This window comes from Streptomyces muensis (genome assembly GCF_021474425.1).
Taxonomy (GTDB): domain Bacteria; phylum Actinomycetota; class Actinomycetes; order Streptomycetales; family Streptomycetaceae; genus Streptomyces; species Streptomyces muensis.
In genome coordinates this window covers 35,011-48,285 of the sequence record NZ_JAKEIP010000013.1, presented here as the reverse complement: position 1 = coordinate 48,285, position 13,275 = coordinate 35,011, and the positions used below count along the sequence as shown (strand labels likewise).

Here is a 13,275-nt window from a genome sequence, read left to right as displayed (position 1 = left end):
CCAAGACCCGCGCTCACCAGTCCGGTGCGGCTCACCGTTCGCATGGACCCCGCCTCCCCTTAGAGGTCTTGCCAGGTGGATGCGCCATACCCGATCGCATCGTATCCACGAAGCGATTCCCTCGATACCGCCAGAAAGCAAAGTGCGGGCCGTGTTCCGGTACACACCGGACACGGCCCGCACAGGCAGCCAGGAAGGAGACCTCGCCGACCGAACCTCAGAGCTCGGTGTCGTCCGCGTCGCCGTCCAGGAGACTCTTCTGAAGAGCCAGCTTCTCGCCTGGAGCGAGCGTGCTGAGGATGCGCTCAAGGTCGTCCGGGGAGGCGAACTCGACGGTGATCTTGCCCTTCTTCTGGCCCAGTTCGACCTTCACCCGTGTCTCGAAGCGGTCCGAGAGGCGGGTGGCGAGGTCGGAAAGCGCCGGGGAGGGCACGGAGCCGGCCCGCGGCCCCCTGGAGCGCTGAGCCTTCTGCGGACGGGAGTCCATCAGACTCACGATCTCTTCGACGGAACGAACCGAGAGACCCTCGGCCACCACCCGGTAAGCCAGCCGCTCCTGCTCCTCCGGATCGTCGACGGAGAGCAGCGCCCGAGCATGTCCAGCGGAGAGCACTCCGGCGGCCACCCGGTTCTGGACCTTCGGCGAGAGCTTCAGCAGCCGCAGGGTGTTGGAGACCTGCGGGCGAGAACGGCCGATGCGGTCCGCCAGCTGATCGTGGGTGCAGTTGAAGTCCTTCAGCAGCTGATCGTAGGCAGCCGCCTCTTCGATCGGATTCAGCTGAGCCCGATGCAGGTTCTCCAGGAGGGCGTCCAGGAGAAGCTTCTCGTCGTCCGTGGCCCGCACGATCGCCGGGATCGCTTCGAGGCCGGCCTCACGGCAGGCCCGCCAGCGCCGCTCGCCCATGATGAGCTCGTAGTGCGCGGGACCGATCTGTCGTACGACGATCGGCTGGAGGAGACCGACCTCCTGGATGGAGGTGACCAGTTCTTGCAGCGCATCCTCGTCGAAGACCTCACGCGGCTGCCGTGGGTTCGGCGTGATCGCCTCAAGGGAGATCTCCGCGAAATGGGCGCCCATGGGAGGTGCGGGCGTCTCCACGGCACCGTGGGATGCCGGCTCCTCGGTTTCATGTGAAACAGGCGGCAGTGTGGCCACCTTGGCCGCGGCCACCCCGCGCTCGCTCAGCACCGGGACGGCAGCCGGGGACGGGGACGCGGCGCCTCCCATCGCAGCAGGGGGCACCGTCTTCTCCGTCGGTGCAGCAGGGATCAGTGCGCCGAGACCACGGCCCAACCCCCTCCGTCGCTCGCTCACTGGATCCCCTCCGCCATGCTCGGATTGCTCTGGGCGCCGAAGTGGGCGTGCGTCGGGTCGTAACTGACGCCGACACCCTTCAGCGCGATTTCTCGTGCCGCCTCAAGATAGGACAGGGCACCGCTCGATCCTGGATCGTAAGTCAGAACCGTCTGCCCATAGCTCGGCGCCTCGGAGATTCGGACCGAGCGGGGAATGCTGGTCCTCAGCACCTCGTCACCGAAGTGGTTGCGTACCTCGTCCGCGACCTGGGACGCGAGCCGCGTCCGGCCGTCGTACATGGTGAGCAGGATCGTCGAGACGTGCAGAGCGGGGTTGAGGTGCCCCCGCACCAGGTCGACGTTCCGCAGCAGCTGGCCCAGCCCCTCCAGCGCGTAGTACTCGCACTGGATCGGGATCAGGACCTCCTGCCCGGCCACCAGCGCATTGACCGTCAGCAGGCCGAGCGAGGGCGGGCAGTCGATGAGGACGTAGTCCAGTGGCTGCTCGTAAGCCTGAATGGCCCGCTGGAGTCGGCTCTCGCGCGCCACCAGGGATACCAGCTCGATCTCCGCACCGGCGAGATCGATCGTGGCAGGGGCGCAGAAGAGACCCTCGACATCGGGGACCGGCTGGACGACTTCCGCAAGCGGCTTGCTCTCGACCAACACGTCGTAGATGGAAGGGACTTCGGCGTGATGATCGATCCCCAGAGCAGTGGACGCGTTGCCCTGCGGGTCGAGGTCGATGACCAGCACCCGGCCGCCATGCAGGGCGAGCGATGCGGCAAGGTTGACGGTCGTCGTCGTCTTGCCCACGCCCCCCTTCTGGTTGGCGACCACGATGACGCGGGTCTGCTCGGGCCGTGGCAGGCCCTCGCCGGCGCGGCCTAGAGCTTCCACCGCCAGTTGGGCAGCACGACCGATGGGAGTGTCGTCCATCGGGGGCGGTGTTTCACGTGAAACATCCTCCCCCATCGACTCGGTACGGGGACCGGGGACCGGATCGGTCATCGGTCCCGCGATGTTGGCGTCGGACCGCAAGGATTCACTCTCCTCGACTTCAGGCTCGCAATGAACAGAGCCTCCCATGTCTTCGGGGTCGTGAACCAGTGAGGCCTGGTGTTCTGTGGAGAAATCCACCTCTGTGGACAACTCCGTGCCCCTCAAGGGGGACGGAGTGTCGTCAGAAGCACCCTCTCCGAGAGAACCGAGGGGCTTTCGGTCCCGAGGTTCGGCCGCGGCGCGGCCACGACTGATGATGCCGTGCAGCAGTGAGCGACGTTTCACGTGAAACACGATGCACAGCAGCCGACGCCGAACTGTCGCGACACTCCGGCATGGGTAGGTTTGCCAGCTTGTGTGGAGTACGTCTCGTCGTCAGGACGGATCAGCGTCGGCGGCGCGCCCGCCCCGTCCTCGCAGCCTTGGCCCGCTTCGCGGCGAACCGCACACCGCCCGGGCTCTCCCCGACCTCGACCCGCACGACCGTCGACGGGGGATCCACAATGCCGTCACCCACATGCAGGATCGACGTCTCCACCGCACCGAGCTTGCTCAGGGCCGTCGAGGCGCTCTTCAGCTCCTCCTCGGCAGTGTCACCCTTGAGGGCGAGCATCTCGCCGTACGGGCGCAGCAGCGGGATGCCCCAGGTGGCCAGCCGGTCCAGTGGTGCCACCGCACGTGCGGTCACCACATGGACCGGCGGCAACTTCCCCATGACCTCTTCGGCACGACCACGGACGACCGTCACATGGTCCAGCCCCAGCAGTTCCACGACCTCCGTCAGGAAGTTCGTACGCCGCAGCAAGGGCTCCAGCAGAGTGATCTTCAGGTCCTCGCGGACCAGGGCCAGGGGAATGCCGGGCAGGCCCGCACCCGAGCCGACATCGCACACCGTCACGTTCTCGGGCACGACCTCGGAGAGCACGGCGCAGTTCAGCAGATGCCGCTCCCACAGGCGGGGCACCTCGCGTGGGCCGATCAGACCACGCTGCACTCCCGCCTCGGCGAGCAGTTCGGCGTAGCGGACCGCATCAGCGAAGCGATCACCGAACACCTCACGTGCCTGCTCGGGCGCAGGGGGAAGCTCCGCTGCCTCCGTCACGGGGACCGTCCTTCCGTACCGCCGGCGCACCGAGCGCCGACACCAGAACCACCAGAACTATCAGGCTGACAAAGTTCGGCCCCGTCTGCGGGCAGACGGGGCCGGGGGAACGAACGGGCCGATCAGGCGGGGAGCACGACGACGAACCGCTGCGGTTCCTCGCCCTCGGACTCGCTGCGCAGTCCCGCGGACTTGACCGCGTCGTGCACGACCTTGCGCTCGAACGGAGTCATCGGCTTCAGCTTCACGGGCTCGCCCGTGCTCTTGACCTCGGCGGCGGCCTTGGCGCCCAGCTCGGAGAGCTCGGCGCGCTTCGTGGCCCGGTAGCCGGCGATGTCCAGCATCAGCCGGCTGCGGTCCCCGGTCTCCCGGTGCACGGCCAGGCGCGTGAGCTCCTGCAATGCCTCCAGCACCTCGCCGTCACGCCCGACCAGCTTCTGCAGGTCTCGGCTGCCCGCGTCGCTGATGATCGAGACAGCGGCGCGGTCGGCCTCGACGTCCATGTCGATGTCGCCGTCGAGATCGGCGATGTCGAGCAGACCCTCGAGGTAGTCCGCCGCGATCTCGCCCTCCTGCTCCAGGCGGGTCAGGGTGTCTGCACCCTCGGCAGCGGCGGAGGTGGTGCCTTCCGTCACGGGATGGGCTCCTTCTTACTTCTTGGACGGGGACTTGGGGCGCTGCGGGCCGCCCTTGCGCTGCCCGGACTGGGCCTTGCTGCGGGTACCGCCGCCGGACTTCTGCGCGGGCTTCTTGGCAGCGTCGGACTTGGCAGCGCCGGGCTTGGCGTCCTCGGGCTCGTCGGACTTCTGAAGCGAGGCGGTCGGCTCACCACCCTGCTTCGCACCGCCGGACTGACGCTGGGACTTGCTCTGCCGCTTCGGCTGCTGACGCTTGGACGCACCAGCCGTGGTCGGCGTACCGTCCTCGGTCACAGTGGCGACGGCGCCCTCGCTCTTGATCACACTGCCGTCGGTCTGCGCCGCGAGACCCGCCTTGCTCAGGCCGTTGATGAACTTGCGCTCGTGGTCGTTGCGGTCACGACCCTTGGCGACGATCGCCTTGATGATGACGCGCTCACTGCGCCTGCGGGCCTTGCCGTGCTGCGTGACGTGCTTGGTGAGACGCTCCAGGTACGCGGCCTGGGCCTTGGAACCCGGCGTCGGGTTGTTGCGGATGACGTACATCTGCTGACCCATGGTCCACACGTTGGTGGTCAGCCAGTAGACGAGGACACCGACCGGGAAGTTGATGCCGAAGACGGCGAACATGACCGGGAAGACGTACATCAGCATCTTCTGCTGCTGCATGAACGGCGTCTTCACCGTGGTGTCGACGTTCTTCGTCATCAGCTGACGCTGCGTGTAGAACTGCGACGCCGACATCAGGACGATCATGACCGCGGTGACGATGCGGACCGTGACCAGCGAGGCGTTGTCCATCGCCGCGACATCCGCGGAGCTGTCGGTGAACTTCGCGGCGAGCGGGGCGCCGAAGATGTGCGCCTTCTGCGCGCTCTCCAGCAGGCTCTGGTTGATCACACCGATGGTGTCACCGTTGGCGATGCTGTTGAGCACGTGGTACAGGGCGAAGAAGAACGGCGACTGCGCCAGGATGGGAAGGCACGAGGAGAGCGGGTTGGTGCCCGTCTCCTTGTACAGCTTCATCATCTCTTCGGACTGACGCTGCTTGTCGTTCTTGTAGCGCTCCTGGATCTTCTTCATCTCGGGCTGGAGCGTCTGCATGGCCCGGGTCGCCTTGATCTGCTTCACGAAGAGCGGGATCAGGCAGATACGGATCAGGATCACCAGGGACACGATGGACAGGCCCCAGGCCCATCCGGTGTCAGGGCCGAAGATCGCGCCGTACACCGAGTGGAACTGGACGATGACCCATGAAACGGGTGTCGTGATGAAGCTGAAGAGGCTGGCAATCGTGTCCACTAATCATGCTCCTTGCGCATGGGACGAGGTCTCTGCGGCCGGGCTCGAAGGAACATTCTCCTCGGTGGCCGTTTCGGCGGCGGAGGGCCCGCCCTTCCGTGCACGCCACGCATTGCGCAGCGACTCGTGCCACCGCGGGCGCTTGCGTGGCGGGACATGGTCCACACCACCCAGCGACCACGGATTGCACCGCAGGATGCGCCAGGCGGTGAGCGCCGTGCCCTTGATCGCACCGTGCCGGTCGATCGCCGTGTAGCCGTAGTGGGAACACGACGGGTAGTACTTGCACACCGGCCCGAGCAGCGGACTGATCGTCCACTGGTACAGCTTGATCAGAGCCAGCAGTGGGTACTTCATCGCGCGCCCCCTCCCAGGAGCCGCTGCAGAGCGGCATCCAGGTCTCGGGCCAGCTGTGCATGGTCGGCGTCACCCGCACCGGGCAGCGCTCGTACGACTACCAGGCTACCGGGGGGCAGCTGGTCGACTCGGTCGCGCATCAGATGGCGAAGCCGGCGCTTCACCTTGTTCCGTACGACCGCGCCGCCCACAGCCTTGCTCACGACGAAACCCGCACGCGTCGAGGGAGCGCTCTCCCCAGGCGCGTGCGGGTCCGTGGCACCGCTACGAAGGTGGACGACGAGTGTCGGGCGGCCTGCCCGGCGTCCTCGTCGAACCGCGGTCGCGAAGTCCTCGCGCCGCCTCAGCCGGTTCTCGGTGGGCAGCACGACGGCATGACCTGACCGGAATCAGGCGGACAGGCTGGCGCGACCCTTGGCACGACGGTTCGCGAGAATCGCGCGGCCGGCACGGGTGCGCATCCGCAGGCGGAAGCCATGGGTCTTCGCGCGACGACGGTTGTTCGGCTGGAAGGTGCGCTTGCTCACTCGGGGGCTCCAGAAATAAATCGGGGTTTGCGGGTGCCGTCCTGGCTGTCACCGTGCGCCCACGAGTAGCTCGCGTTACGCCCGAGTGCACCGCTTCCCGATCACCCGAGGCGATCTGTGCCCATCGGAGGCAGGCGGCAGCAGCCATCGACAACTCGACCTGGTTACGGTACGCGCGGCTACGCCATCCGGTCAAACCAGAGGTCACTGGGAGACACTATCCACAGGCTGGGGACAACAACTTGAACCGCACCGGTCGCCCTGACTACCGTGGCTGAACTCCGATTCGTTCCCTTGTCCCCTTGATTCTGGCTCCACCCCTTTTGAATCCCGACCCGTCCCACCATCACACGTTCGTGGGACCCGTGAGAGAGCGTGCCCTGTGGCTGACGTACCTGCCGATCTTGCCGCAGTGTGGCCACGAGTACTCGAGCAGCTTCTCGGTGAGGGTCGCGGGCAGGGCGTCGAGGTCAAGGACGAACACTGGATCCGCCGCTGCCAGCCGCTCGCGCTGGTGGCCGACACCGCCCTCCTCGCCGTACCGAACGAATTTGCGAAGGGCGTACTGGAGGGCCGTCTGGCCCCGATCGTCAGCGAGACCCTGAGCCGCGAATGCGGCCGTCCGATCCGCATCGCGATCACCGTCGACGACTCCGCCGGCGAACCCACCGCGCGCCTGAACCCGAAGTACCTCTTCGACACGTTCGTCATCGGCGCCTCCAACCGCTTCGCCCACGCGGCCGCCGTCGCCGTCGCCGAGGCACCCGCCAAGGCGTACAACCCCCTCTTCATCTACGGAGAGTCGGGCCTCGGCAAGACACACCTGCTGCACGCGATCGGGCACTACGCGCGCAGCCTCTACCCGGGCACGCGCGTGCGATATGTGAGCTCCGAGGAGTTCACCAACGAGTTCATCAACTCCATCCGCGACGGCAAGGGCGACAGCTTCCGCAAGCGCTACCGCGAGATGGACATCCTGCTCGTCGACGACATCCAGTTCCTCGCGGACAAGGAGTCGACGCAGGAGGAGTTCTTCCACACCTTCAACACGCTCCACAACGCGAACAAGCAGATCGTGCTCTCCAGCGACCGGCCGCCCAAGCAGCTGGTCACCCTGGAGGACCGGCTGCGGAACCGTTTCGAGTGGGGTCTGATCACCGACGTCCAGCCGCCCGAGCTGGAGACGCGTATCGCGATCCTCCGCAAGAAGGCGGTCCAGGAGCAGCTCAACGCCCCTCCGGAGGTCCTGGAGTTCATCGCCTCCCGCATCTCGCGCAACATCCGCGAGCTGGAGGGCGCGCTGATCCGGGTGACGGCGTTCGCGTCGCTCAACCGGCAGCCGGTGGACCTGGGCCTGACGGAGATCGTCCTGAAGGACCTGATCCCCGGCGGCGAGGACTCGGCCCCCGAGATCACGTCCACCGCCATCATGAGCGCCACCGCCGACTACTTCGGCCTGACCGTCGAGGACCTGTGCGGCACCTCGCGCGGCCGCGCTCTGGTGACCGCCCGGCAGATCGCCATGTACCTGTGCCGTGAGCTGACGGACCTCTCGCTGCCGAAGATCGGCGCGCTGTTCGGCGGCCGCGACCACACCACCGTGATGCACGCCGACCGCAAGATCCGCAATCTGATGGCCGAGCGGCGCTCCATCTACAACCAGGTCACCGAGCTGACCAACCGCATCAAGAACGGCTAGCGGAGCGGGCCGACGCAGCCGGCCGACGGCCGCGAGAGCCGCCGTACGACGCCCAGGGCGCCCCCGGAGAAGGTTCCGGGGGCGCCCTTCGTCATGTCGCTCGTCACGCGGCTCGCCATGCCGCTCCTCATGTCCCTCGTCATGCCACGGCCGAACGTCCGGCCACCGGCTGTTCGATTACCTGCCGGGTTACGGCCGCTCTCCACAGATTCGGTGACTTTCTGGCGTCCACACCCTGGGGACTGGGAAGTTGTCCAGACTGTGTCCACAGGGCCGCCTGTTGAAAGACCATCAGACCAGGTCAGCTGGTTGTGGATTCGTGGACGAACGATCTCCACAGACTGTGGACAGCGAAAAGATCCACAGGCTGTGCATCAAGTTGTCCACGGGCAACCCACAGGCTGTGGCCGGTTGTCCCCAGCGATCCCCACCTTCTCCACATCGCTGTCCACTGTTCGGCAACACGACGCGCCTCCTCACCGGCCCGAGTGAAAGGCGTCACACGAAGGTGCCGGGTTGGGCTGTGGGAAACGTGGGTAAAGCTGGGGACGGCGCTGGGGAGAAGTCGCCCCGACCTGTGCACGGGGTGTGCAGAACTTTCCGTTCTCCACAGAAACGCTGAGTTGTCCACCGCCGCCACCCACAGGCCCCGTGGACAAAATCTCCGCTCTGAGCTGGGCAAACGAGGTTATCCACGGTATCCACAGGCCCTACTACTACTCCCAACTAGAGAGAGCTGGGAATTCGTTTCGAAGAGGGTCCTGTGCACAACTCGCCGTCCGGCCCCCGGCTGCCCCTCGTCACGACTTGACCCCGAGAGGCACCTACTGTCAGTGCCGTGCGTCAGACTGGTCCCCGGTGTCCTTCCCCTCACAGGGGCCGACGACACAGAGACAGACGACGAGGGCCAGGCAGAGCGAGAAGCGCCGGCAACAGCAGGAGGCGGCAACAGTGAAGATCCGGGTGGAACGCGACGTACTCGCGGAGGCAGTGGCCTGGGCGGCACGCAGCCTTCCGGCCCGTCCGCCGGCGCCTGTCCTCGCCGGCCTCCTCCTCAAGGCCGAGGACGGCCAGCTGAGCCTGTCCAGCTTCGACTACGAGGTCTCGGCGCGGGTGTCGGTGGAGACGGAGGTCGAGGAGGAGGGCACGGTCCTGGTCTCGGGCCGACTGCTCGCGGACATCTGCCGCGCGCTCCCCAACCGGCCGGTGGAGATTTCCACAGACGGTGTACGGGCGACCGTGGTCTGCGGCTCCTCGCGGTTCACACTCCACACACTGCCTGTGGAGGAGTACCCGGCGCTGCCGCAGATGCCGAACGCCACGGGCACCGTCCCCGGCGAGGTCTTCGCGTCCGCGGCCGCCCAGGTCGCCATCGCGGCCGGCCGCGACGACACGCTGCCCGTCCTGACCGGTGTGCGCATCGAGATCGAGGGCGACACGGTGACGCTGGCGTCCACCGACCGCTACCGCTTCGCGGTCCGCGAGTTCCTGTGGAAGCCGGAGAACCCGGAGGCGTCCGCTGTCGCCCTGGTGCCCGCCAAGACGCTCCTGGACACCGCCAAGGCGCTCACCAGCGGTGACAGCGTGACGCTGGCGCTGTCCGGCTCAGGTGCGGGCGAGGGCCTGATCGGTTTCGAGGGCGCCGGGCGCCGTACGACGACCCGTCTGCTGGAGGGCGACCTCCCGAAGTACCGCACGCTGTTCCCGACGGAGTTCAACTCCGTCGCCGTGATCGAGACCGCCCCCTTCGTGGAGGCCGTCAAGCGTGTGGCCCTGGTCGCCGAGCGCAACACTCCGGTGCGGCTGAGCTTCGAGCAGGGTGTGCTGATCCTGGAGGCCGGCTCCAGCGACGACGCACAGGCTGTGGAGAGGGTCGACGCCCAGCTGGAGGGCGACGACATCTCGATCGCCTTCAACCCGACCTTCCTGCTGGACGGCCTGAGCGCCATCGACTCCCCGGTCGCCCAGCTGTCCTTCACGACGTCCACGAAGCCTGCGCTGCTCAGCGGCAAGCCGGCGTTGGACGCCGAGGCGGACGAGGCCTACAAGTACCTGATCATGCCGGTGCGTCTGAGCGGCTGAGCAGCCGACAGTTGTCCACAGGCCGGTGGAGAAGTGCCCCCGGCCTGTGGGAGAACGCGCAGGTGAGGGCGTACGTATGAGCGCGTATGCCCACGGATGTGCACGTGCGTCCGGGTTTAGGCTCTGGCGTGGGCACGAAGGTGCCTCACACGCCACAGCGACCTAAGGAACAACTGATGGAGCTCGGTCTCGTCGGCCTCGGCAAGATGGGCGGCAACATGCGCGAGCGGATACGCCGCGCGGGCCACACCGTCGTCGGATACGACCGCAACGCGGACCTCGCGGATGTCCACAGCCTGGAAGAACTTGTGGGCAAGCTGCCCGGGCCGCGCGTGGTCTGGGTGATGGTCCCGGCCGGTGCCCCGACCCAGTCGACCATCGACGAGCTCGCCGAGCTGCTGGAGCCCGGTGACGTCGTGGTGGACGGCGGGAACTCGCGCTGGACGGACGACGAGCGGCACGCCGAGGAGCTGGCGGCCAAGGGCATCGGCTTCGTCGACTGCGGCGTCTCCGGCGGCGTCTGGGGCCTGGAGAACGGCTATGCGCTGATGTACGGCGGCGACGCGGAGAACGTGGCCAAGGTGCAGCCGTTCTTCGACGCCTTGAAGCCGGAGGGCGACTTCGGCGCCGTGCACGCCGGCAAGGTCGGCGCGGGGCACTTCGCGAAGATGGTCCACAACGGCATCGAGTACGCGATGATGCAGGCCTACGCCGAGGGCTGGGAGCTGCTGGAGAAGGTCGACTCGGTGACCGACGTCCGGGAGGTGTTCCGCTCCTGGCAGGAGGGCACGGTGATCCGTTCCTGGCTGCTGGACCTCGCGGTGAACGCCCTCGACGAGGACGAGCACCTGGACAAGCTCAAGGGTTTTGCACAGGACTCCGGTGAGGGACGCTGGACTGTGGAGGCCGCGATCGACCACGCGGTGCCGCTGCCGGCGATCACCGCGTCGCTGTTCGCGCGGTTCGCGTCCCGCCAGGACGACTCTCCGCAGATGAAGATGATCGCGGCGCTGCGGAACCAGTTCGGTGGCCACGCGGTCGAGACGAAGTAGTCCACAAGGGCACAAGAGGACACAAGGACCACAGAAGTCCACACAGAAGTTTCCACACCCTGGGGGTGACACCCTGGCACCCTCGGGAGTGACCCGGTTGTCCACAACTGGGGAAGGTTGAACCACACGTTGGGGGAGGTCGGCGAACGACCATGCACGTCACGCATCTGTCGCTGGCCGACTTCCGCTCGTACGCCCGGGTCGAAGTTCCGCTCGACCCGGGCGTCACCGCCTTCGTCGGCCCCAACGGCCAGGGCAAGACCAACCTCGTCGAGGCCGTCGGCTATCTCGCCACCCTCGGCAGTCATCGCGTCGCCTCCGACGCCCCCCTGGTCCGCATGGGCGCCGACCGGGCGATCATCCGGGCGCAGGTACGTCAGGGCGACCGGCAGCAGCTGGTCGAGCTTGAGCTGAACCCCGGCAGGGCAAACCGGGCCCGTATCAACAGGTCCTCGCAGGTCAGACCCCGTGACGTGCTCGGCATCGTGCGGACCGTCCTGTTCGCGCCGGAGGATCTCGCCCTGGTCAAGGGCGACCCCGGGGAGCGGCGCCGCTTCCTCGACGAGCTGATCACCGCCCGCTCCCCGCGCATGGCAGGCGTGCGCTCCGACTACGAACGCGTCCTCAAGCAGCGCAACACCCTCCTGAAGTCGGCCGCGCTCGCCAGAAGGCACGGCGGCCGCTCCATGGACCTGTCCACACTCGACGTCTGGGACCAGCATCTCGCGCGCGCGGGCGCCGAGTTGCTCGCCCAGCGCCTCGACCTGATCGCCGCGATCCAGCCGCTGGCCGACAAGGCGTACGAGCAGCTGGCCCCAGGGGGCGGCCCGGTCTCCCTGGACTACAAGCCGTCGGCTCCCGGCGAGGCGCACACGCGCGAGGATCTCTTCGAGCAGCTGATGGCGGCACTCGCCGAGGCCCGTAAGCAGGAGATCGAGCGTGGCGTCACCCTCGTAGGCCCTCATCGGGACGATTTGCTTCTCAAACTCGGTCAGCTGCCCGCCAAGGGGTACGCCTCGCACGGCGAGTCCTGGTCGTACGCGCTGGCGCTGCGGCTGGCCTCGTACGACCTTTTGCGGGCCGAGGGCAACGAGCCGGTGCTGGTGCTCGACGACGTCTTCGCCGAGCTGGACGCCCGGCGCCGTGAGCGGCTGGCCGAGCTGGTCGCGCCCGGCGAGCAGGTCCTGGTGACGGCCGCGGTCGACGACGACGTACCGCACGTGTTGGCGGGGGCGCGGTACGCGGTGGCCGAGGGGTCGGTGGAGCGCGTATGAGCGAGAACCCGTCCGAGAAGGCCCCGGAGGCCGCCAGGAAGGCTCCGGAACCCTCTGGCGTCGACCTCGCGCGCGTGGCGCTGAGGGCGGCCAAGGAACAGGCGCGCGCGCGTGGGGACGCGGCGCAGCAGAAGAAGCAGGCGCGGCGCGGGGGATTGCGCTCGGGCGCGCGTGCCGACGGCCGCGACCCCTTGGCGCTCGGCGCTGCCATTAACCGCTTGATCACCGAGCGGGGCTGGGAGGCGCCGGCCGCGGTGGGCGGTGTGATGGGCCGTTGGCCACAGATCGTCGGCGAGGACGTCGCCAAGCACTGTGTGCCGGAGAAGTACGACGAGGACGAGCGGGTTCTGGTCGTTCGCTGCGACTCGACGGCCTGGGCGACGAACCTGCGGCTGCTCGCCCCGACTCTGGTGGCCCGTCTGAACGAGGACCTCGGTCATGGCGCGGTGCGGCAGATCAAGGTGCAGGGGCCGGGCGGCCCGGCCCGCCGGTACGGCCCGCTGCGCGCGCCCGGCAGCACGGGGCCCGGCGACACCTACGGGTGACGGGTGCGGGGCGACGCGTGATCGGGCGGTCCGTGAAGGGCCGGCAGGGCCTGCCGAGCGGCCGTCACAGCAGTCTCCGAGGCCTCTTCAGCCACAGGTGACCGACATCACATCAGCAGTTGCCGACGGGCCCGAAGCGCGGTCGGCGACCTCCTCGTCGTACCACCGCACGCGGTTGCGAATCGCGACCTGACTCCGAAGTAGCCAAGGGTTGACGCCCGGAAGCGCTGAGTGGCTCCCTGAGCCTCTTGGAGACCCCATCCGCATATCGGGAGTCGGCCGAGCCGGGTTCAGGGCGGCACATGCGGACTCAGGTACCGGCAAACCCCCATCACTGTCGGCGCAACCGGTAGACTGGAAGCCAATCCCGCCCCAATCGTGGGGACCGTCCGGGAAAAG

The 13,275-nt window shown here is 67.6% G+C and carries 14 protein-coding genes; 5 read left to right on the top strand and 9 right to left on the bottom strand.

Annotated elements, in window-relative coordinates:
* Positions 1-217: 217 nt before the first annotated feature.
* The 8 genes from L0P92_RS06150 to rpmH form a co-directional block, all read right to left on the bottom strand.
* On the bottom strand, positions 218-1,315 hold the full coding sequence (locus tag L0P92_RS06150; RefSeq protein WP_234761484.1) for a ParB/RepB/Spo0J family partition protein: 1,098 nt from the start codon (positions 1,313-1,315) through the stop codon (positions 218-220).
* Complete coding sequence (locus L0P92_RS06145; protein WP_273634001.1) at positions 1,312-2,385, bottom strand: ParA family protein; 1,074 nt, start codon at positions 2,383-2,385, stop codon at positions 1,312-1,314. The genes L0P92_RS06150 and L0P92_RS06145 overlap by 4 nt, the downstream gene beginning before the upstream one ends.
* A 298-nt stretch (positions 2,386-2,683) precedes the next feature.
* Positions 2,684-3,400: a 16S rRNA (guanine(527)-N(7))-methyltransferase RsmG gene (gene rsmG / locus L0P92_RS06140; RefSeq protein WP_234761483.1), complete on the bottom strand. Its 717-nt coding sequence runs from the start codon at positions 3,398-3,400 to the stop codon at positions 2,684-2,686.
* 122 nt (positions 3,401-3,522) lie between these two features.
* A complete protein-coding gene (locus L0P92_RS06135) occupies positions 3,523-4,035 on the bottom strand; it encodes a Jag family protein (protein ID WP_234761482.1) in 513 nt (170 codons plus the stop codon).
* A gap of 15 nt (positions 4,036-4,050) precedes the next feature.
* Positions 4,051-5,340 carry a membrane protein insertase YidC gene (yidC, locus tag L0P92_RS06130; protein ID WP_234761481.1) on the bottom strand — a complete coding sequence of 430 codons (1,290 nt, stop codon included), beginning with the start codon at positions 5,338-5,340 and terminating at the stop codon, positions 4,051-4,053.
* A 3-nt stretch (positions 5,341-5,343) separates the two neighbouring features.
* Positions 5,344-5,697, bottom strand: coding sequence for a membrane protein insertion efficiency factor YidD (gene yidD / locus L0P92_RS06125; RefSeq protein WP_234761480.1), 354 nt, complete (start codon positions 5,695-5,697; stop codon positions 5,344-5,346).
* A complete protein-coding gene (gene rnpA / locus L0P92_RS06120) occupies positions 5,694-6,065 on the bottom strand; it encodes a ribonuclease P protein component (RefSeq protein WP_234761479.1) in 372 nt (123 codons plus the stop codon). The genes yidD and rnpA overlap by 4 nt, the downstream gene beginning before the upstream one ends.
* 21 nt (positions 6,066-6,086) lie before the next feature.
* Positions 6,087-6,224, bottom strand: a complete 138-nt coding sequence (gene rpmH, locus L0P92_RS06115) for a 50S ribosomal protein L34 (protein ID WP_015659252.1) — start codon at positions 6,222-6,224, stop codon at positions 6,087-6,089.
* Positions 6,225-6,606: 382 nt separating this feature from the next.
* Between rpmH and dnaA the strand changes: the two genes are divergently transcribed.
* Positions 6,607-7,923 (top strand): chromosomal replication initiator protein DnaA, encoded by a 1,317-nt coding sequence (gene dnaA / locus L0P92_RS06110; protein ID WP_234761478.1) that lies wholly within the window; start codon positions 6,607-6,609, stop codon positions 7,921-7,923.
* Here dnaA and L0P92_RS45165 read toward each other — a convergent pair.
* Positions 7,920-8,042 (bottom strand): hypothetical protein, encoded by a 123-nt coding sequence (locus L0P92_RS45165; protein ID WP_273633999.1) that lies wholly within the window; start codon positions 8,040-8,042, stop codon positions 7,920-7,922. The two genes, dnaA and L0P92_RS45165, sit on opposite strands and share 4 nt — an antisense overlap.
* A gap of 832 nt (positions 8,043-8,874) precedes the next feature.
* On the opposite strand from L0P92_RS45165, the gene dnaN reads away from it, so the two are divergent.
* From dnaN to L0P92_RS06090, 4 genes are all read left to right on the top strand, one after another.
* Positions 8,875-10,005 carry a DNA polymerase III subunit beta gene (gene dnaN / locus L0P92_RS06105; protein ID WP_062707841.1) on the top strand — a complete coding sequence of 377 codons (1,131 nt, stop codon included), beginning with the start codon at positions 8,875-8,877 and terminating at the stop codon, positions 10,003-10,005.
* Positions 10,006-10,181: 176 nt separating this feature from the next.
* Entirely contained in the window at positions 10,182-11,057 is an 876-nt protein-coding gene (gene gnd, locus L0P92_RS06100) for a phosphogluconate dehydrogenase (NAD(+)-dependent, decarboxylating) (protein ID WP_234761477.1), read from the top strand.
* A gap of 152 nt (positions 11,058-11,209) precedes the next feature.
* The gene (gene recF, locus L0P92_RS06095; protein ID WP_234761476.1) at positions 11,210-12,331 is read left to right on the top strand and encodes a DNA replication/repair protein RecF; all 1,122 of its coding nucleotides are present in this window, start codon (positions 11,210-11,212) and stop codon (positions 12,329-12,331) included.
* The gene (locus tag L0P92_RS06090) at positions 12,328-12,876 is read left to right on the top strand and encodes a DciA family protein (protein ID WP_234761475.1); all 549 of its coding nucleotides are present in this window, start codon (positions 12,328-12,330) and stop codon (positions 12,874-12,876) included. Before recF ends, L0P92_RS06090 begins: the two co-directional genes overlap by 4 nt.
* Positions 12,877-13,275 lie beyond the last annotated feature (399 nt).

Coding starts and splice junctions, on each gene's coding strand:
- L0P92_RS06145 (WP_273634001.1), bottom strand. CDS start 2,385: ATGGGAGGCTCTGTTCATTGCGAGCCTGAAGTCGAGGAGAGTGAATCC.
- yidD (WP_234761480.1), bottom strand. CDS start 5,697: ATGAAGTACCCACTGCTGGCTCTGATCAAGCTGTACCAGTGGACGATC.
- L0P92_RS45165 (WP_273633999.1), bottom strand. CDS start 8,042: ATGGCGAGCCGCGTGACGAGCGACATGACGAAGGGCGCCCCCGGAACC.
- gnd (WP_234761477.1), top strand. CDS start 10,182: ATGGAGCTCGGTCTCGTCGGCCTCGGCAAGATGGGCGGCAACATGCGC.
- recF (WP_234761476.1), top strand. CDS start 11,210: ATGCACGTCACGCATCTGTCGCTGGCCGACTTCCGCTCGTACGCCCGG.
- L0P92_RS06090 (WP_234761475.1), top strand. CDS start 12,328: ATGAGCGAGAACCCGTCCGAGAAGGCCCCGGAGGCCGCCAGGAAGGCT.